The organism is Myxococcales bacterium (assembly GCA_022563535.1).
GTDB lineage: Bacteria > Myxococcota_A > UBA9160 > UBA9160 > UBA4427 > DUBZ01.
Genome location: JADFNE010000002.1, coordinates 46,618 through 65,180, shown reverse-complemented (window position 1 = coordinate 65,180; position 18,563 = coordinate 46,618). Strand labels below are relative to the sequence as shown.

General features: G+C 60.3%; 20 protein-coding genes. 16 read left to right on the top strand and 4 right to left on the bottom strand.

The window, feature by feature from the left end; all coding sequences use genetic code 11:
• Positions 1 to 45 precede the first annotated feature (45 nt).
• The 15 genes from flgC (at position 46) to IH881_00950 (ending at position 12,911) form a co-directional block, all read left to right on the top strand.
• Positions 46 to 471, top strand: coding sequence for a flagellar basal body rod protein FlgC (gene flgC, locus IH881_01020; GenBank protein MCH7866246.1), 426 nt, complete (start codon positions 46 to 48; stop codon positions 469 to 471).
• A gap of 2 nt (positions 472 to 473) precedes the next feature.
• Positions 474 to 776 (top strand): flagellar hook-basal body complex protein FliE, encoded by a 303-nt coding sequence (fliE, locus tag IH881_01015; protein ID MCH7866245.1) that lies wholly within the window; start codon positions 474 to 476, stop codon positions 774 to 776.
• Positions 777 to 814: 38 nt separating this feature from the next.
• Positions 815 to 2,440: a flagellar M-ring protein FliF gene (gene fliF, locus IH881_01010; protein MCH7866244.1), complete on the top strand. Its 1,626-nt coding sequence runs from the start codon at positions 815 to 817 to the stop codon at positions 2,438 to 2,440.
• Positions 2,441 to 2,443: 3 nt separating this feature from the next.
• A complete protein-coding gene (gene fliG / locus IH881_01005; protein MCH7866243.1) occupies positions 2,444 to 3,457 on the top strand; it encodes a flagellar motor switch protein FliG in 1,014 nt (337 codons plus the stop codon).
• Positions 3,444 to 4,115 (top strand): hypothetical protein, encoded by a 672-nt coding sequence (locus IH881_01000; GenBank protein MCH7866242.1) that lies wholly within the window; start codon positions 3,444 to 3,446, stop codon positions 4,113 to 4,115. The genes fliG and IH881_01000 overlap by 14 nt, the downstream gene beginning before the upstream one ends.
• 35 nt (positions 4,116 to 4,150) lie before the next feature.
• Complete coding sequence (locus IH881_00995; GenBank protein MCH7866241.1) at positions 4,151 to 5,461, top strand: FliI/YscN family ATPase; 1,311 nt, start codon at positions 4,151 to 4,153, stop codon at positions 5,459 to 5,461.
• 22 nt (positions 5,462 to 5,483) lie between these two features.
• The gene (locus tag IH881_00990; GenBank protein ID MCH7866240.1) at positions 5,484 to 5,969 is read left to right on the top strand and encodes a flagellar FliJ family protein; all 486 of its coding nucleotides are present in this window, start codon (positions 5,484 to 5,486) and stop codon (positions 5,967 to 5,969) included.
• Positions 5,966 to 6,532 carry a hypothetical protein gene (locus tag IH881_00985; GenBank protein MCH7866239.1) on the top strand — a complete coding sequence of 189 codons (567 nt, stop codon included), beginning with the start codon at positions 5,966 to 5,968 and terminating at the stop codon, positions 6,530 to 6,532. The genes IH881_00990 and IH881_00985 overlap by 4 nt, the downstream gene beginning before the upstream one ends.
• Positions 6,533 to 6,608: 76 nt before the next feature.
• Positions 6,609 to 8,180 (top strand): flagellar hook-length control protein FliK, encoded by a 1,572-nt coding sequence (locus tag IH881_00980; protein ID MCH7866238.1) that lies wholly within the window; start codon positions 6,609 to 6,611, stop codon positions 8,178 to 8,180.
• A 32-nt stretch (positions 8,181 to 8,212) separates the two neighbouring features.
• On the top strand, positions 8,213 to 8,962 hold the full coding sequence (locus IH881_00975) for a hypothetical protein (GenBank protein MCH7866237.1): 750 nt from the start codon (positions 8,213 to 8,215) through the stop codon (positions 8,960 to 8,962).
• Between the two features lie 7 nt (positions 8,963 to 8,969).
• A complete protein-coding gene (locus tag IH881_00970; GenBank protein MCH7866236.1) occupies positions 8,970 to 9,167 on the top strand; it encodes a hypothetical protein in 198 nt (65 codons plus the stop codon).
• 93 nt (positions 9,168 to 9,260) lie between these two features.
• The gene (locus tag IH881_00965) at positions 9,261 to 10,595 is read left to right on the top strand and encodes a flagellar hook protein FlgE (GenBank protein ID MCH7866235.1); all 1,335 of its coding nucleotides are present in this window, start codon (positions 9,261 to 9,263) and stop codon (positions 10,593 to 10,595) included.
• Positions 10,596 to 10,737: 142 nt separating this feature from the next.
• The gene (locus IH881_00960; GenBank protein ID MCH7866234.1) at positions 10,738 to 11,541 is read left to right on the top strand and encodes an N-acetylmuramoyl-L-alanine amidase; all 804 of its coding nucleotides are present in this window, start codon (positions 10,738 to 10,740) and stop codon (positions 11,539 to 11,541) included.
• Positions 11,542 to 11,569: 28 nt separating this feature from the next.
• Positions 11,570 to 12,310, top strand: coding sequence for a ribonuclease PH (rph, locus tag IH881_00955; GenBank protein ID MCH7866233.1), 741 nt, complete (start codon positions 11,570 to 11,572; stop codon positions 12,308 to 12,310).
• Positions 12,311 to 12,326: 16 nt separating this feature from the next.
• Positions 12,327 to 12,911, top strand: a complete 585-nt coding sequence (locus IH881_00950) for a non-canonical purine NTP pyrophosphatase (GenBank protein ID MCH7866232.1) — start codon at positions 12,327 to 12,329, stop codon at positions 12,909 to 12,911.
• 24 nt (positions 12,912 to 12,935) lie between these two features.
• Here IH881_00950 and IH881_00945 read toward each other — a convergent pair whose 3' ends face one another.
• Both IH881_00945 and IH881_00940 read right to left on the bottom strand, forming a co-directional pair.
• Positions 12,936 to 13,724: a PilZ domain-containing protein gene (locus IH881_00945; GenBank protein MCH7866231.1), complete on the bottom strand. Its 789-nt coding sequence runs from the start codon at positions 13,722 to 13,724 to the stop codon at positions 12,936 to 12,938.
• A 422-nt stretch (positions 13,725 to 14,146) separates the two neighbouring features.
• Positions 14,147 to 15,637, bottom strand: coding sequence for a sodium:proton antiporter (locus IH881_00940; protein ID MCH7866230.1), 1,491 nt, complete (start codon positions 15,635 to 15,637; stop codon positions 14,147 to 14,149).
• A gap of 70 nt (positions 15,638 to 15,707) precedes the next feature.
• Here IH881_00940 and IH881_00935 point away from each other — a divergent pair, with 70 nt between their 5' ends.
• Positions 15,708 to 16,355, top strand: coding sequence for a histidine phosphatase family protein (locus IH881_00935; protein MCH7866229.1), 648 nt, complete (start codon positions 15,708 to 15,710; stop codon positions 16,353 to 16,355).
• Here IH881_00935 and IH881_00930 read toward each other — a convergent pair.
• Both IH881_00930 and IH881_00925 read right to left on the bottom strand, forming a co-directional pair.
• Positions 16,349 to 18,016: a carbon starvation protein A gene (locus IH881_00930; protein MCH7866228.1), complete on the bottom strand. Its 1,668-nt coding sequence runs from the start codon at positions 18,014 to 18,016 to the stop codon at positions 16,349 to 16,351. The two genes, IH881_00935 and IH881_00930, sit on opposite strands and share 7 nt — an antisense overlap.
• Positions 18,013 to 18,546, bottom strand: coding sequence for a VanZ family protein (locus IH881_00925; GenBank protein MCH7866227.1), 534 nt, complete (start codon positions 18,544 to 18,546; stop codon positions 18,013 to 18,015). The genes IH881_00930 and IH881_00925 overlap by 4 nt, the downstream gene beginning before the upstream one ends.
• Positions 18,547 to 18,563: the final 17 nt, after the last annotated feature.

Sequence of the window (18,563 nt, the reverse complement as noted above, 5' to 3'; positions counted from 1 at the left end):
GCGAGAATGATCCTTTCACACGGATTGAAATTGAGGAGTTGAAGTATGTCGCTTGGAGACATCATGGATATCGCGACGTCGGGACTGGAGGCGCAACGGATGCGGATCACCCTGACCGCATCGAATCTCGCCAACGCGGAGACCACGCGCACAGCCGCAGGCGGGCCGTACCGACGTCTAGACCCCGTGTTTCGCTCGGAAGCCCTGGGCGGCCCATTCGCCAATCACCTGCAGCGAGAAATTCGCGCCGTTCGCGTGGATCGCATTCTCGAAGATGATCGCGACTTCATCACGCGGATCGAACCCGGCCATCCCGATGCTGACGAGAACGGCCTGGTGAGATACCCGAGGGTAAATGTTGTCGAGGAGATGACCAATTTGATGTCGGCTAGCAGGTCTTTCGACGCAAACCTGATGGTGTTCAACAAGGTTCGCGCGATGTCCGAGGCCATCATGCGAGTAGGTGCATAGTCATGGAGACGTTTCGTATCGGAGATAGCGCGCCAGCGAAGATCGAGATGCAGACCCCGGCTCTGGAGATCGAGAAAGAGAAGACGCCAGGTGATGTCTTTGGCGAGATGGTTCGATCCATTCTCGATCAAGCAAACGAAGCGCAGTTGAACGCCGACAAGAAGGCGGAAATGTTTGCCAAGGACGAGGTCGGGATCGTGGAGACCGTTCTTGCCGTAAACAAGGCCGACATATCCCTGCGAATGTTGTTGGAAGTACGCAACCGAGCTCTTGAAGCCTATCGGGAATTGACCCGCGCAGTGTAATTGCGCGAGAGAACTGAAGCACTTGAGAGGACGTAGCATTGCCCAATTGGCTTAGTGGAATTGCAGACCAGTTCAAGCACCTTTCGCCGGCGCGACAGATAACCCTGGCGATCACCGCCGCAGGTTCGCTCGCGTTCTTCTTCTGGATGAGTAACGGCGCCGCCAATTCACAATATCGCCTGCTGTTTCGTGGTCTGGGCGACAGTGAAGTGGCGGCGGTGGTCGACGCCCTGGCCGCGGAAAACATCGACTATCGCCTGGAAGAGGGGGGAACCGCGATCATGGTCCCCACGCCGTTGGTGCACGAAGCGCGAATTCGCGTCGCTGCAAGGGGTCTGCCGGCGGGCAGCGGCGTTGGTTTTGAGATCTTTGACAGGGGAAACTTCGGTGTTACGGACTTCGTCCAGAAGATCAACTACAAGCGGGCCATGCAGGGTGAACTCGCTCGCAGCATCGAGCAGATTGATTCCATCGAATCTGCCAGGGTGCAGATCGCGATCCCCGAGAAATCGGTGTTCCTGCGGAAGAAAACCTCGCACGTAACCGCGTCGGTGATCACTCGTTTGAAGCCCGGGCGAGATTTGATGCCCGATCAGGTAAACGGAATCGTTCATCTCGTGGCCTCGAGCATCGAAGGACTCGAAGCAGGGCGAGTTACCGTGGTGGACAATCACGGTCGCCTGCTGGCACCGATGGGCTCGGGCCCGCCAGGTCCTCTCGCACCTGATGGGGCGATGGCCCAGCAGGCGCGCATCGAAGCGTCTCTCGAGAAGCAGATTATTTCTCTGCTCGAGCGCACGATCGGAATTGGCAATGTCTCCGCACAAGTCAACGCCCAACTCGATTGGACCAAGACCGAGACGACCGAAGAAACCTTCGATCCCGACTCCCAGGTGGTGCGCAGTGAGCGTCTGAGCGAAGACAATTCCAGAGATGGGAGCGTGGCCGCCGCCGGAGGCGTGGCGGGTATTCGTGCCAATGCTGCCGATGCCGTTGCTCCGGATACTGGGGGTGGAGGACGTGAGAGCGCTGCCAATCGCAGAACCTCGACGATCAACTACGAGATCAACAAGTTGGTGAGCCACACGGTTCTGCCCATGGGAACCATCCAGCGTCTATCGGTCGCCGTTCTGATCGATGGGATGCCCCCAGCAGCCACCACGCCCCAAGGTCTAGAAGGGGGTCAGGAAGCACAAGAAAGCGAAGGCGGATTCCGGCCCTGGAACAAAGAGCGAATGGAACACTTCGAGCTGCTCGCCAAGGCGGCCATTGGGTTTTCGGAAGAGCGCGGGGATGAGTTCAGCTTGATCAACGCGCCATTCCACACGATTACGATCGAAGAAGATCCCGGTTGGTTCGATCCCCAGGTCACTGTACTGATCACCACGGTGCTCAATATCGTAGGACTACTTCTCGCTCTGATTCTGTTTGGAAAATTCATGGTCCAGCCGTTGGCGGCCGTGCTCGAGGGTGAGAGCAATCCGCAGTTGCTCGGACTCTCGACCGCCGGGAATCTGGCCGCACAGCTCGAAGTTGATGCGGAACTCGAACAAGAAGAAGAACTGCCCCAACGCGAACTCACGTTGCAGGAACGAGTCGACGCCCTGGCGGCCAAGCGCGCCGACGACAGCGTGAAGACCATTCGAAGCTGGATGGCGGGATAGAGCATGTCTGCCATTCAATTCGAAATGCTGACCGGTGCGGAGAAGGCCGCGATCTTGATGCTGGCCATGGGTCCGGATCGGGTGGCCGAATTGTTGGCGAAGATGGAGGACCACGAAGTCGAGCGAATTCTCGCCTCGGTTTCTCGCTTTGACGAGATTGCCGCCACCATTCTCGATCGGGTGTTGCAAGAATTTATCGATGCGATCGGCCATCACGAACTCAATATTCACGGGGGTCGCGAACGGGCGCTCAACTTGATCTCTGAGACCCTCGAGGGCGAGCGGGCCAAGCGCTTGAAAGAGAAGCTTGGACGTGATGAAAAGAGGATCGACTGGACGTTACGAGGCTATTCTTCCGACTTCATCGCCAACGAGTTGAAGGATGAACACCCACAGACCATCGCGGTGATTCTTGCCCAACTTTCTTCGGAGCGCGGTGCGCAGATCATCAAGGAGTTGCCGGACGGAGTTCAGTCCGATGTCCTCTTGCGGATCGCCGGGCTTGAAGTCGTGGACAGTGGTGTCGTGTTCAAGCTCGAAGAAGAAATCGCGATCATGTTTCATCGCGAACTCGGCGCACCGACTCCGCTCGGGGGTACCGATGCCGCTGCGAAGATTCTCAACGGCGTCCCCAAGAGCGACGGTCAAACGATTCTCGAAGGTGTGGACACCCGAGATCCCGATATCGCCGGCGAGATCCGCAAGCGTATGCTCACCTTCAACGATCTTTCCTCGATCGACAAGCGCGGCTTCCAATCGCTGCTGCGCGAAGTGCCGACCGAGGATCTGGTGATTGCGCTCAAGACCGCTTCGGACGAGATGAAAGAGCAGGTGTTCAGCAATGTTTCGTCCCGCGCCGCAGATCAGATCCGCGAAGAATCGGAACTGCTGCCGCCGATGAAGCTCTCGGAGATCGAGGCGATTCAGCTCGGGATTGTCGATATTGCCCGCCGGCTCGAAGAAGAAGGCACCCTCACGATCGATGCGGGAGGCGGAGGAGACGATGTCCTCGTTTAATCCCGCTCCCAACGCGACGGCGATCGATTTTGTTGCCAAGCCGATCGCGGATCCGGATGGCCCCGAAAAAACTTTCGTGGCGACAGGTGTAGGTGGTGGCGGAGTCGATGTTGTGGTGGTGCACAAGCCCACGCCGGAGGAAATTCGCGAAGAGGCATATGCTGAAGGCGTTGCGGCCGGTCGCGCCGAGCTTCCCTGGCAGGAGGCGGAGGAGCTTCGGGGGCTGATCGAAACCCTCGAGGAAGCGTTGTCTGGCGTGGCCGAGTTGCGACGCAGTTCGCTGCGTGAACAGCGCGTCATCGTCGTGGAGCTGGCCGTTGCGATCGCTGAAAAATTGTTGCGGCACAGCATCGAGACCGACACCGACAAACTTACGGCGATCGTCGAGCGTGCTGTAGAAACTCTGCCCGACGAAGCGAAGTTGCGGGTCATGCTCTCGAACGAGGACTTCCAGGCCCTGCAGGCTGGCATGGCAGAGACCCTGTCGAGCTTCTGCGACGAGAGTGGGGCGAAAATCGAGGCGAGCGTCGAGTTGGCACCGGGTGACGTTCGCGTTCTGGGCGCTGTCGCCAATGTCGATGCCCGGGTCGCTTCGTTGTTGGCTCGAGTGCGGACAGCCCTTTCCGAGCTCTATGAGATTCCCGAGGTGTCGTCGTGAGTGCGGTTGTCGACGCTTCCTTCGGCGAGAGCTGCATCGCCCGAGTCGCAGCCTTCGAACCGATTCAGGCCGATGGACGGGTGTGTTCCCTGGTCGGCCTCCTCATCGAGGGAGAGGGAATTCCTGCCCGCCTGGGTTCAGTGTGCATCGTCGAACCGCTAGATGGAGCACGACCCTTTGAAGCCGAAGTCGTCGGTTTTCGCGAAGGCCGCTTCTTGCTCATGCCGCTGGCGGAACACGAAGGGGTAGCTCCGGGATCGCGGCTTCGCATCTGTGAAACCCGCGCCGTCGTTCCCGAAGGATCGGCTTGTCTGGGGCGCGTACTCGACGGACTGGGGCGCCCGATCGACGGCGGGGGTCCGTTGGACAGTGCGGCCACGGTTCCCCTCTACCGCGTTCCCGAATCGGCGGTGGCCCGAGAACGCGTGAGCAAACCCATGGATTTGGGAGTGCGGGCCATCAACGCGTTTTGCACCGTGGGTCGTGGCATGCGCTTGGGAATCTTTGCGGGCTCCGGGGTTGGAAAGTCGACTCTGCTCGGACAAATCGCCCGGCACACCGACGCGGACGTAGCCGTGATCGCCCTGATCGGCGAGCGTCGGCGCGAGGTGCGCGACTTCATCGAACGCGATCTGGGTGATTCGCTCGCCCGCTCGGTTCTGGTGGTTTCCACGAGCGACGAGGCTCCGCTGTTGCGCGTGCGCGCGGCCCACGCGGCGACGGCCATCGCGGAGTCTTTCCGTGACCAGGGCAAACATGTCTTCCTGATGATGGACTCGGTCACGCGTTTCTGTACGGCCCTGAGGGAGATCGGTCTTGCAACCGGAGAGCCGCCGACAACGCGTGGCTATACGCCTTCGGTCTTCAGTCAACTGCCCAAACTATTCGAACGAGCGGGGATTGCGGCTTCGGGAGGCAGTATCACCGGTATATACACCGTTTTGGTTGAAGGTGACGATCTCAACGAGCCCATTGCCGACGCAACTCGTTCGCTGCTCGACGGTCACGTGAGTCTTTCGAGAAGGCTCGCTGAGCGCGGCCACTTTCCATCGATCGACGTGCTCGCGAGTGTCTCGCGAGTAATGACGGACGTTGTATCGAAGGAACACATGGAACTCATGCGCGCTGCGCGGTTGGCCCTTGCGACCTACGCCGATGCCGAGGATTTGATTTCGATTGGGGCCTACCAGGCGGGTAGCGATATGGGAATTGATAACGCGCGAAGTCTGCATGAACCGCTGAAACAGTTTCTGCAGCAATCACTAGAAGACCGCTCAACGATCGAAGAAAGTGTCGAGGCCCTGCGCGAAATTCTCAATTTGACCAGCGGCGGAGCGGTGCAATGAGGGCGCTTGTTTGGAGGTCTCGGTGAAGCGATTTGCATTTCGCCTGGAGTCGGTGCTGAAACTTCGCCGTCACGAACTCGAAACTCGCCAGCGCACCCTCGCGCTTGCGCTATCGGGGCTGGTTGACGTCGAACGCACGACCGAGAGTGCGAGCATTGCCGCATCAGAACGGGCAGCGGAGTTCAGCGCGAGCGCCAAGGGCGGGGTTTCGTCCCAGCGGCTGGGGTTCTTCCAACTCGCGGTCGAGAATGCGTTTCGTTCGTGGCGCAACAGCCAGGTGAGTGTTTTGGCAGAGCAGATGGTGGTTACGCAGGCGCGCGAAGAAGTCGTCCGCTCTCACACCGATGTACGCGCGATCGAAAAGCTTCGGGAACGCGCGGTCGAGCGCTACGACGCGGATTGTGCGCGCGAAGAGATGGGTCTGTTGGATGAAGTTGCGGGGCGCACCCGGTCGCTGGCCGAGCGGCTCTCGAAGTTGCCCGGCGAACGCGAAGGGAGTCGCCCGTGAAGTGGGGAAGTCTCGCCTTGGCACTGGTTGCGGCCGTGTTGACGGCCCGCGCGACGGTTGTGTTCGCGGCGACCGATTCGACTGCCAAAGCGGGAGAGGGCACGATGAATTCCCGTGCATCAACGGGTTCGAAGCTCGGCCTGAGCCAGGGGGTCGATCGCCTGCTCAAGGAGATTTACGAGCGACAAAAAGCGCTCACCGAAGTGGAGCGAGAGATGGCGCGAAGAGAGGCGGCGGTTGCCGATCTCGAGAGATTGATCGAGGGACGAATCGCCGCTCTCGAAGCCAGCCGACAAGAAATAGAAGATCGCATTGCGGCCTGGGAGTTGAAGGACGGCGATCGCATCAAAAAACTCTCGAAGGTCTACTCCGCGATGCCAGCTACCAAGGCAGCGCGCCTGCTCGAGAGCCTCGAACTCGACCTTGCGGTCGCAGTGATCGGCAAGATGAAGCAAAAGAGTTCAGCCTTGATTCTCGCGGCAATGCCCTCGTCTCGTGCGTTGAGCGTGAGCAGGAGATTGGTACGGCCCCTCAGCGTATCTCCGGCAGGTCGGTCGAAGTGAACGCACGAGAATGCAGCGAGATCATGCCAAGCAAGAAACTGTTGGAGAAGTTTGAGTTGATGGAGAGGAGTCAAACATGAGAGTTGAAAGCGTAGAGCCGAGTCGCGGTGCGAGTCTTACGCCCCTGGAACCGCTGCGCGATGACTCGAAGAGTGGGAGTTTTGAATCTTCGCTGATGGGCGTACTCGATTCAGCCGAGAAACTAGAACCAGAACGTCATTCCGAGCAGGAGCATGCCTCTGGGCAAGAGAGGCGTGCTGATGATGAGCACCGGGTCAAGGAAGCAAAACGTGTCGATGACGACGCGGTTGCCGCTGACGCCCCCGCTGAACGGGACTTCGACGCAGAAGACTCGACCGAAGCCTCGCTCGCAGCAGACACAGCGTCGTCAGATGTTGAAAAAGAGTCCTCGCTAACCGACGAGTTCCAGCAGCAGATGTCGGATCGGGCTCGCGAAGCTCTCTCGTTGCCACAATCCGATGCCTATGCAAGAGAAGGGTCCGGCAAATCCAACGCCTCCCACGCGGAGGGTGCACGAAGCGGCGCGCCGGTTCCGCCAATTCCAATCGAGTCGAGAAACATCGAATCTGCACCCTCGGAGCTGAAGCCGGCTGCGACCGAGCGAGCCGAAGCCGAGGGCACAGAAGAACGACGCCCCAATCTAGGTGAAGCCCGAGCAGAGATTGCAGAGGACCGCAACATGCAACAGCGCGGCCTGAAACAACGCAATCTAGAACAACGCAACCTGCAAGCACGGAACGCTCAAGAGCACGCCAGCGAACATCGCATGGAGCGACCGACGGTCGCGGAGTCTCGTCCAGTCCCGGTCCAGTCCGATGCCCCGGCGCGACAGACGGGTGCAGAACCGATCGCGGTGCGGGAGGCCAAAGTAGAGCCACCGGTTCTCTCGGAGAACGGGCAACAATCCGACACTGGGAACGAGCAGCGGGATGCGTCCCAACGCGAGCATGCCTCGGCACACCATGGCGAACCCGTCCCCCGGTCGACCGCCATCGCTGCTGCCACGGTTGCCGAGAACCTGGTTGAATCCGAGCGCGTGAGAAACCTCGCGGCGGCGACCCCGTCCATCGAAAGTCGCATGGATCCGACGATCGCCTCGGGAGCGACAAACATGGTGGCGCTCCCGGTCGAGGCCCCGGTTGAAACGGCGGAGCCGAGCGCGCCGCCCAGCGCTTCTCGGCCCATGCCTCCCGAAGCGATCCCACAGCACATTGAATGGTTGGTGGCACGTGGAGGTGGCAGGGCAGAAATTCACCTTCATCCGCCAGAACTGGGAAGGCTATCGATTCAGGTAATCGTGCGGGGCGGGGACGTACAGGTCGTGATGAACGTGCAAGAGGGCGCGGCCCAGACCATCGTCGCCGAATACCGGGACTCTCTCGAAAGCAGCCTGGCGGCGAAGGATCTCAAGCTCGATCAATTCGAGGTTCGCAATTGGTCGAACCGCGATGGATCGGCATCTCGCGACGATCGGGCCGATCGAGATCAATCGGAGTCCGATGGGGGCGGCGACTCGCAAGACGGAGAGGGGCAAGGGGCTCCTCGAGGCGTAGCGAGTGCGTTGATGCATCCGAGCGGCGGCAACGACTCCAGGAATGGCGACGATCGAATCAATCTCAGGGTATAGGACGATACGCTGACCAAAAGAGGTGAACAATCATGAGTTTCGATATTGGAAATGACTTCGGTTTGCAGGCTGCGACGGACGCCGCTGCAGCACGCAAGAAGGCAAACGATGAACTCGGCCGTACAGAGTTTCTTACCATGTTGGTGGCTCAACTCGAACATCAAGATCCCCTGAACCCTCAGGATGCTTCGGAATTTTCTGCACAACTGGCTCAGTTCTCGAGTCTCGAGCAGTTGATCTCCATCAAGGCGAGCATCGACAAGCTCGTCGAATTCCAGATCGCTGGCGGTGACCAGCGAGATACCCTCGGTGAAGATCTCATTGCGGCCAATCTGCTGGGCAAGGAAGTCTCGGTGTTTGACGACCGGCTCGACGTCCCGGCTCCCGGCGAGACGCAGTCGATCAGTTTCTATCTCGATGGACCCGCGAGCAAGGTCGAAATACGAGTGCTCGACGATCAGGGCAACGCCCTATACACGATTCCCGCAGTAAACCCATCCACTGAAGGAAACGACTCGAACACGGTCTGGCAGCGGGGCCTGAACACTTTTGAGTGGACGAGACCCACCGGCGCGGAGGATTACGTGCGCGGACCCGACGAAGTTGTTTTTGAAATCTCCGCCAACCTGGGCGGCAACACGGTCCGGGGGAACGGCGTATCGATCGGAACCGTGGTTGCCAGTTCGATGGGGTTCGACACGACGGTATTGCGACTCGCGGACGGTCGCCGAGTTGACCTCGTGAATGTCTTCGAAGTTCGCAGCAATTCAGAGGAAATCTAAGATGGGTATGAAGTTGCGTGCGCGTCTGGCCCTCGCGGGTGAACGCGTTCTCAAATGGATGGGGCGCAGGGATCGCGCTCTCCGAACTGATCCGGTCGAATTCAGGGACGTATTCGACCAGGTCCTGGAGGAAACTGATTGGGTTTGGCTGCGGGCCGGAGCGCTCGAACGATCGTGGCGCGCGGATCGCGCGAATCGGGATTGAACTGAACGAAATTGAATTGGGCTCGGTCTTCGGGACCAGCCAAGAAACTGCTCTGGAACAGAGACTTCAGAGCCATCAGGAGGCGAGACTGCAATGGGACTTTCAAATGCGTTGTTCAGCAGTGTTACGGGATTGGATGCGACATCTACCGCCATTTCGGTGGTCGGCGACAACATCGCCAATGTAAATACCCCCGGCTTCAAGGAGCGCAGAGCCGAGTTTTCGGACGTGCTGGGGCAAACGATTTCCAGCGTGGGTGGCTTCTCTCAGGTCGGCGCGGGTGTGAAGACCGCGAGAATCTCCACCATCTTCTCCCAGGGAACATTCGAAAATACCGGGCGACCGACCGATCTCGCGATCGAAGGTCGCGGGTTCTTCGTGGTCGATACTCCGGCCGGATCGCGATCGTTTACCCGCGCCGGAATCTTCGGTTTCGACAAGAATGGATTCCTGTCCACTCCGGACGGATTGCGTTTGCAGGGGTATTCGATCGACCAGGCGACTGGCTCAGTGTCCGGGACATTGAGTGCGATCCAACTCAACTCCGCAGTTTCGCCGCCCAGTCAGACCGCCAACTACCAGTTGTCGGTGAACCTTGATGCCCAAGACACCGACCTTGGTGGGTTCAGTCTGTCGACTCCCGACACGACATCAAATTTCCGGACCGTGGCGACCGTTTACGACTCCCTCGGCAATCCCCACGCCGCGACCACCTTCTTCGAGAAGACGGCGACCGACAATGTGTGGAACTACTACGTGGGAATTGATCCGGCGGAAACCGACACCGCAGTTGCGACAGCAGGTGATCTGTTCGTTCAGGTCGACTCGGGTGTTCTCACGTTCGATACTAATGGCATCTTGATCGGCGTCAATCCGGCCTCGGCTGCAGCGCTGATCGATGGGTCCGAGTCGCACTCGATCACCTTCCCCTTCAACGGGGGCGCGGATCCCACTCAGGTCATCGGCTTGAACTTCGGGCCCTTCGCTAGTGGAGGATCCGGCGACGCGACCACCCAGTTCGGTGGCGCGGGCAGCACCGTCAATACATTCTCCCAGGATGGATTCGGTCCGGGAACCCTGCAGTCGGTATCCATCCGACTGGATGGTGTGTTGAGCGGCCAGTTTTCCAATGGCGCCAACATCAATGTCGCCCAGCTCGGTTTGGCGGTATTTCCGAACCTCGAGGGCCTGGTCAGCATTGGCAGCAATCGCAGCATTGAGTCGGATGTCTCCGGACAGCCGCTCTACGGCGGGCCGACCACGGGTAACTTCGGTTCGGTGCGGTCGAGTACGCTCGAGCAGTCCAATGTCGATCTCGCGAGCCAGTTTGTGCGAATGATCATCAATCAGCGTGCCTTCCAGGCCAACACGCGAGTCGTATCGGTGACCAACGAGTTGATGGGGAACCTGGTCGGTCTCGGCGGGTAGGTTCCGTAAGATTCGTGGTGCGCGCCCGAACTCTTTGAGGGTTCGGGCGCGCATCGGGCATCGCTGCAGCGCGCCGGCGTGGTATGGTTTGCCGGGGGGTGGTAGGCGAATGCGATCGACTGCGAGCCGAATTGTGACGGCGATGGCCAGGATTATCCCTGGTGCACGAATATTTCTGGCGCTGACAGCCGCCACATTGGGCGTTTCGGCTCCGGCGATGTCCGAGGTCGGCGATCAGGCGCCATTTAGCCGGGTCATCATCGACGCCGGCCACGGCGGCAAAGACGAAGGTGCCACCAGCACCAACGGGATCCTCGAAAAGGAACTCGTGCTCGACGTCACCTCGCGTCTAGAGCGCTTGCTCAAGGCTCGTGATTTGAAAGTCATCCTCACCCGCACCACCGATCGCTTCGTGCCCCTCGAAGTGCGCACTTCGAGGGCCAATGACGCTCGGGGCGACCTCTTCATTTCGATTCACGCCAACGCGGCGAGCAGTCGCCGCGCCAGCGGTATCGAGACCTACTTTGCTTCTCTAGAAGCCAGCGATTCGGCGTCTCGCCAGGTCGCCGAACGCGAAAACAAAGCCCTCGGCCGAGGTGGTGCGGCGTCCGCGCAATTCGATCCGTTCCTGGCGTTGTTGGGGGACATGATCAGCGCCGATCACATGGCGGATTCCAGCACCTTCGCGAAACTCGCGCAGGCCGAACTCTCCGAAGTCGACTCGACTTCGTCGCGCGGGGTGAAGCAGGCGCCGTTCGTCGTGTTGATGGGTGTCCAGATGCCGGCGGCCCTGATCGAGATCGGTTTTCTGAGCAATGATCGAGATGCTGCCTCGCTTTCAAAATCCGGATATCGCCAGCGGGTCGCCGAGGCCCTCGCCAGAGCGGTGATCGCCTTTGGAAAGCGGTACGATGCGCGTCGCGGCCTCGCCTCCCTGGCGGACTAGGCCGGGCCCAATCGATACCGGAGATTCCATGAGAAAAGACGGACGCGCACTCGATGAGTTGCGACGGTTTGAACTGATACCCGATTTTACCGAGAACCCGCTGGGCTCGGTGCTTTGCAGCATGGGCAACACCAAGGTGCTGTGTACGGTTTGCGTAGAGACCGGCGTACCGCGCTGGCTGAAAGGCAGCGGTGAAGGCTGGATCACGGCCGAATACTCGATGCTGCCGGGTTCGACCGATCGCCGCAGTGAGCGCGAGAGCAGCCGCGGCAAGCTGGGCGGCCGCACCATGGAAATCCAACGTCTGATCGGCCGAAGCCTGCGCGCCGTCGCCGATCTTCGGGCCCTGGGTGAACGCACCCTATGGATCGACTGCGACGTACTGCAAGCTGACGGCGGCACGCGCACGGCATCGATCACTGGAGCCTACGTTTCCCTCGCGATCGCTTGCGGCCGGCTGATCGCCGACGGAAGCATCAAGAGAAATCCACTGCGCGATTCCGTGGGTGCCATTTCCGTCGGCGTCGTCGGCGGCGAGATGATGCTCGATCTTCCCTATGAAGAGGACGTGCGGGCCGACGTAGACATGAACGTCGTGGGGACTGGAAGCGGTGCGTTGATCGAAGTGCAGGGAACAGGAGAAGGCACAACATTCAGCGAAAAGCAACTCCACGAGTTGACGTCGATGGCACTCAAGGGTATCGCCGAGCTGAGCATCCTACAGACCGAGGCGATCAGCGCAGCCCTCGAGAAAAACAAGCGTGGCTGACAAGCCAGTTCTCTGGGTGATCGCAAGCGGCAACCCGGGCAAGCAACGCGAGATTTCCCAGATCCTGAAGGCGATGAACCTCGAAGTCGAAGGCCTCGCCCGCTTCGCCCCGGTCTCATTTCCCGAAGAAGGTCTCGACTACCGGGAAAACGCGATCGCCAAGGCGATGGCGGTGGCGAGCCAGATCGGGGAGATCGCGGTGGCCGACGATTCGGGGATCGAGGTCGATGCCCTCGCCGGGGCGCCGGGGCCAATCTCGGCTCGCTACGGGGGTGAAGGACTGAACGATCGAGAAAGAAGCGCAATGCTCCTGGCTGCTGTGAATGATGTGCCCGGGGCGAAGCGCACGGCGCGGTTTGTTTGTTACGCGGCTCTTGCTACGCCGGACGGCGACACGGTAGTGGCCTATGGCGAATGCAGTGGTTTGATACTCGATGCCCCGCGTGGCGATGGCGGGTTTGGATACGACCCGATCTTTCAACCGAACGGGTACGTACAATCAATGGCACAGATTGACCCTGCGCTAAAAGACCGGATTTCGCATCGGGCGCTGGCAATTCGGGATTTGTATGTGCGGTGGGCGGGGAGCGTGGATTCGTAGGACCCATTCGGGGTCGGGCGCAAGCTAAACCTGTAGGCGATCAATACATTCCGAAATGTATTTCTTCATCCGCTTCTCGTCGCTGCGATCGAGCGGCTCGAAGTGCACCCCCATCCCCAAAGGCAGACCCGGTCGCTGCAAATTCCCGGGAACGTTCGCGTACACGACCTTCGCGGCAGTCAGAATTGGGCCACCCGGAAGGCGAAGCTCGAGACCAAGCTGCGCTCCAGTCATGCTCGCTCTGCGAGTCGCGAGAAAGGCACCATTCGCAGCCAAGCTGTAAATCAACGCTTCCTTTGTGCGGTCCACAATCGTTACCGTGCAACCAAGCTCCGTGGGTATCCGCGGATTGCCGCGATTGCCAAATCCGCTGTGGTTGGCGAAGAGGGCGCGATTGATCTGGAAGCGCAGGTCTGCCTCGCAGATGGGGCTCCACAGGGCGAGTTCTACGCCGGCGTTGCGGAGTTTCTTGCAGTCCGATTTTGTAGCGGCCTTGCCTACGGAGATGAAGTTGATTCCCGCTGGTGGGGCGACGGCGCGCAGGGTCTCGAGTGGTTCGGTCAATGTACCGGGTGAGAAGTGAGTCGGAATCAACAAGGCGCCGACGTCCAGGCCTCCCTTGCTGAGCAATTGCTCGACTTCTTCAAAAGATTCGACAATCGTGGTCGGGGCACCGATCTCGCGTAGACGGCGAGCGAGGTCTGCCGTCGCCATCTCCTCGGGGCTCATCAGGACGAGAACATGCCGTGTGATGGGCTCCGTCGAGACCAACGATGGGACCATGGATCGTACCCTGGGCTGATTGAGAGACATGATTTGCGCTCCGCCAGCGGGTCATCGGTGTAAAACTGTGTCGGCTTTAGGTTGTTTGCGGGGCCGCGATTCGCTCCATGAACTCGTCGGGGGTGGCGAACCGAGGGTTGTAGCGTTCGAGAGCGCGCCGGAGTCGCCTGCGAGAGCGCGGGGTGAGCGGGGTTCCCCCGTGCGCAAGATACGCATCTAAGTGTGTGTCGAAGAAGAAGAGCAGACCCTCTCGGTCCAGCTTCTCAGGGGTGAGACCTCGATCGCACAATTCCAACCACAGCGCATATCTCGCGATACGCCGATCCTGCGCGCAACAAAGCTCTATATAGAAGTGGTTGAAGCGCCGCTGACTCATACCTGTTAGTGGGTCGAACGACCCACAAGTGTCGGCAAAAATGAAGAATTTGACCTGCGGGCAGGGCGGCGGCGCGTCAGACGAATGCAACAGACAGGGTCGAGAGCACGACCCCGAGCCCCGCGGCCGTCAGGGCGAGGGGAAGCTGGGTGCGAACGTGATCCATCAGATCGCAACCGGTAAACATGCTCGACAGAATTGTGGTGTCGGAGATTGGTGAGCATTGATCGCCGAAGACCGCGCCCCCGAGCACGGCGCCAAAGCAAATTTGGATGAACAAAGGATCGGGCAGCACCGACCACGCCAGCGGAAGCGCGATTGGAAAGACAACCGCGTAGGTTCCCCACGAGGTGCCCGTCGCAAAGGCGATAATCATGCAGAGCCCGGTGAGCAGCGCCGGCAATGCCATTGCGGGAATTGCGTCGCCACCGATCGAGACCAGGTAGGCCGCGGTGTCGAGGCTCTTTGAAACTTCGGCGATCGTCACCGCGAGACCCAGGATGATGGCGCCGATCGTCATCTTGCTGCATCCGGTGATGAACCCGTCGAGCACCCGGCCGAGCGACATGCCCCGAGACCGGGCCAGGATCATGGCGCAGAGCACCGACGCCATGAAGGCTTCATTGACGTAGCTCCCCATGCCGAGCATGACCGGGACGATGTTGATGCCGAGCAAGATTCCGAGCGGCAAGAGAAAATCGATCAGTGCGGGCTCGTATCCCGCCCCTTCATTCGGCGCGGCCGTACTCGCGAGTGCTTCGTCGACGATCATTGGCTTTGCATCGGGTGCGTTGAGGCCTTCGCCCCGAATTGCGCGTGCACGGGCCTCGCGCATGGGTCCTGACACGAAAGGCAGTTTGCCGTACGCAAACAGCAGCGTGGAGCCGACGGCGAGGATCGCATAGAAGTTGAAGGGCAGACTCTTGATGAAAAAGGCGTACCCCGCAGCTTCGTCGGGGATTAGTGTGATGCTTCCGGCAACCAGGCCCGCGATGAAGATTGGCCAGGCGTTGAACGGCAAAATGGTGGCGATTGGGGATGCCGTCGAGTCGACGATGTAGGAGAGTTCTTCGTGGCTTACACCGTGGGCGTCGGAGACCGGCTTCACCGTCGATCCGGTGAGCACCGTGCTCACGGTTCCGCCCTGGTGAAAGATGCAGCCCAACAGCCAGGCAAAGAACAGCGACGACTCCCGTGTCTTTGAAAAACGCAGTCCGATTGTGTCGGCAAAGTGACGCGCCGCGCCGGTGGCTTCCCAGATGCCGATCAACCCACCCAGGGACCATAAATAGATCAGCAGAATCTGGGCGTACTTCTTGGAGCCGAGCGCGGGCAAGAAGTAGCGATTGATGAAGTTCAGGTCGGCCGGGTCGCTCGAAACCGAAAACAGCACCAGTGAACCGGTGACGATTCCCGCGAACAGTGCGGGTAGCACCTGGCGAGTCGCAAAGGCCAGACCCAGGGTCACCAGTGCAGGGAGGAGTGAAAGCCAGCCGACATCGATGGTTTCAGTCATGGTGACGGAGAATAACGCCGGCAACTCGAGGCGCACGTTCGAGAATCTCAACGGGAATGCTTCGGATTTGGAGAATGGCGACCGATAGAGTCCGCATCCCCCGGCCAATTCGCGAGGTTGTATGTTCGATACCCGAATGGCCTATAGTGCCGACGCCGTGAAGAAAACCCGATTTACCCTTGTGCGACACGCCGAATCCCTGTGGAACGCCACCGGGCACTGGCAGGGTCACGGAAATCCTCCGCTTTCTGCCCGGGGTTTCGAGCAAGCCCATGACTGTGCTGCGCGGTTCAGGGATTCGGGAGAGCGGATCGACCGGCTGCTTTGCAGCGATCTGCTGCGCACCCGCCAGACCGCAGAGGCGATCGGTGAGAGTCTCGGACTCATCCCACAACCCACGGCCCTGCTGCGCGAACTCGCCATTGGACGCTGGACCGGGATGACCCGCGCAGAAATCGAAGTTGCCGACGGTAGACTGCTCGATGCATTTGATTCCGGGGACCCGAACGTTCGCCCCGGCGGAGGCGAAACCCGAAACGAAATCCGAACCCGGGTGCGGGCAGCCGTCGAACGGCTGTCGGTCGCGCATGCGGGGGAGCATCTCATGCTGGTGGTTCACGCCGGAGTGATCAAAGCCCTGGTTCCGGAAGCCAACCCGGCCAACACCGAAAGCGTCGAGATCACCCTCGAAGGGATTCGCGATGCGCGGCCCCGCGTCCGCTACGACAACGCGAGCTTGCCCGCAGCCAACGGCAACAGTCTCTACTGAGCGTCGGCGTCGGGGTTCGAGAGTACGCGGATGCCTTCGAACATGATCCAGATGTCGAGCACCAGGACAACCGACCCCGCGCATGCGAGCAGCCACAGTTCTTCGAAATTGGTGAAGTAGTCGATCAGGTTGCCCAGCATGGCGAAGGCCGTAACCCCACCGACCAGGATCATGGGGACTAACGTGTAGATCACCGGTCGCCCGAGCTTCTTCAACCAGACCGAGACGATCAGCAATGTCACCCCCGCGACCAATTGATTCGTCGTTCCGAACAGCGGCCACAATGCGAGCCCGCCCTTGCCACCACCCTGGGTTATGGCGAGGACCAACGCGGCTGCAATGCCGAGCCCGCCGGCGATGAACCGGTTGCGGAGCACCTTTATTCCGTAGAGTTCGCCGAGTTCGGAGAGCACAAGTCGTTGGATTCGCGCGCCTGTGTCCAGGGACGTGGCGGCGAAGGCGATGATCACGACCGCCATGAAGGTCTCGGCCATTTCTACGGGAATCCCCAAGCTGCCGACAAAGCGAGCTCCGCCCTCGACAAAGGCGCCGAGCTTCGAGCCCAGCCCGTTGGCGGCTCCCCAACTCGAGTAGTGGCTCGACCACTCGGCCGCGGTGGCGAAGCCTGCGGTGGCGGCGAGGGTGGCCAACAGACCCAGGTAACCCTCGGCGAGCATGCCTCCGTAGCCGATCGCCCGGGCGTCGGTCATCGAACTCACCTGCTTCGATGTCGTGCCCGACGCCACCAAACCGTGAAACCCCGAAATTGCGCCGCACGCGATGGTCACAAAGAGAAACGGAAACATCGACGGCGCACCCTCGGGCCACAAGTTGATGACCGGGGCTACCATGGTCGGTTGCAGGGTGAAGAGGCCGAGGGTCAGAACCACGAGGGCTGTCACGAGTTGGTGTGAGTTCAGGTAGTCGCGCGGCTGCAGGAGCAACCAGACCGGCATGACTGAAGCCGCGAACGAATAGGTGAGCAACAACCAGACCCAGGTCGTGATGGAGAATTCGGTGATGAACGGGAACGCCGCGGCAACGTCACCGCCGATGAAGATGGCACCCAGTAGGATCGCGTATCCCACCAGCGAGGGTACGAGCATCGAGATCCCGCGCTTGTACACCAGCCAGCCGAGGATCATGGCCACCACGATTTGTACGTTGATTGGGAAGATCGAAGCCGGATTGTTCTTGAACAAGGTGGCGATGATGAAGGCAAAGACCGCGAGCACGACCCAGATCAGAAACGAGATCACGATCAAGAACAACACCTGAACCCGGCGATTGATTACATGGCCCGCAATCTCGCCGATCGAGCGTCCCCGATGACGCAGGCTGATGACCAGAGCCGAGAAGTCGTGCATGGCCCCCATCAACAGGGTTCCGACACAGATCCAGATCAGCGCCGGGAGCCAGCCCCAGATTACAGCGATCGCGGGCCCGACAATCGGCGCGGCCCCGGCAATCGACGCAAAGTGGTGTCCCCACAAGACATGCCGGGGGGTCGGGACGTAGTCGACCCCGTCCTCCAACTCCCGGGCGGGCACGGGTTCGCTGGCGTCGAGCTGGAACACGACGTCCGCGAGAAACTTGGAATAGAAGCGGTAGCCGAGGGCAAACGCGACGAGAACGATGACGGCGAGCAGCGCAGCGTTCATTCGGCAGCTCCTGTGTGGGTGTCCTCAGCGGACACAGTCTTTGAGATCCCCGGAGCCCAATCTACCAACCCCCTTCGTTTCCAAACTCGCGTACATAATAGAAGAAGGACGATTCCGGCCGCCGCCCCAAACCCATCGAGAGCAACGTCCCAGACCGACCCCAGCCGAACCGCCGAGAGACTCTGACGCGTTTCATCCGCGGCGGCAAAGGCAGTGGCGAGCCCCAGGGCGGCGAGTGCAGGCCTGATGATTGCAGGCCGCCGCCCCGCCGACAGCGCGCGCAGGATCAGCACGGCCAGCACGGCGTATTCCGCGACGTGTGCGGTCTTGCGGACATAGAACTGCACCAGCTCGCTATCGACCTGGGAAACGTTTGGGAGCAGCCATTGGATCAGCTGGCCGAGGAAGCGGGACGTGCTCTCCATGGATAGATATTCGGTTCCGAGCGCCCAGATGAACGCTGCCCATAGGGCTGCCCAGATCCAGGACCGGACGGCGCGCGAGTGGCTTGTGGGATCGGGTGGGTTCACAGAGGAGGAAGATAACA

Excerpts from the sequence above, each read along its gene's own strand:
- rph (MCH7866233.1), top strand. The coding sequence starts at position 11,570 with ATGAGAAAAGACGGACGCGCACTCGATGAGTTGCGACGGTTTGAACTG.
- IH881_00975 (MCH7866237.1), top strand. The coding sequence starts at position 8,213 with ATGAGTTTCGATATTGGAAATGACTTCGGTTTGCAGGCTGCGACGGAC.
- fliG (MCH7866243.1), top strand. The coding sequence starts at position 2,444 with ATGTCTGCCATTCAATTCGAAATGCTGACCGGTGCGGAGAAGGCCGCG.
- IH881_00960 (MCH7866234.1), top strand. The coding sequence starts at position 10,738 with ATGGCCAGGATTATCCCTGGTGCACGAATATTTCTGGCGCTGACAGCC.
- IH881_00980 (MCH7866238.1), top strand. The coding sequence starts at position 6,609 with ATGAGAGTTGAAAGCGTAGAGCCGAGTCGCGGTGCGAGTCTTACGCCC.
- fliE (MCH7866245.1), top strand. The coding sequence starts at position 474 with ATGGAGACGTTTCGTATCGGAGATAGCGCGCCAGCGAAGATCGAGATG.
- IH881_00970 (MCH7866236.1), top strand. The coding sequence starts at position 8,970 with ATGAAGTTGCGTGCGCGTCTGGCCCTCGCGGGTGAACGCGTTCTCAAA.
- IH881_00930 (MCH7866228.1), bottom strand. The coding sequence starts at position 18,016 with ATGAACGCTGCGCTGCTCGCCGTCATCGTTCTCGTCGCGTTTGCCCTC.
- IH881_00935 (MCH7866229.1), top strand. The coding sequence starts at position 15,708 with ATGTTCGATACCCGAATGGCCTATAGTGCCGACGCCGTGAAGAAAACC.
- IH881_01000 (MCH7866242.1), top strand. The coding sequence starts at position 3,444 with ATGTCCTCGTTTAATCCCGCTCCCAACGCGACGGCGATCGATTTTGTT.
- flgC (MCH7866246.1), top strand. The coding sequence starts at position 46 with ATGTCGCTTGGAGACATCATGGATATCGCGACGTCGGGACTGGAGGCG.
- IH881_00945 (MCH7866231.1), bottom strand. The coding sequence starts at position 13,724 with ATGTCTCTCAATCAGCCCAGGGTACGATCCATGGTCCCATCGTTGGTC.
- IH881_00965 (MCH7866235.1), top strand. The coding sequence starts at position 9,261 with ATGGGACTTTCAAATGCGTTGTTCAGCAGTGTTACGGGATTGGATGCG.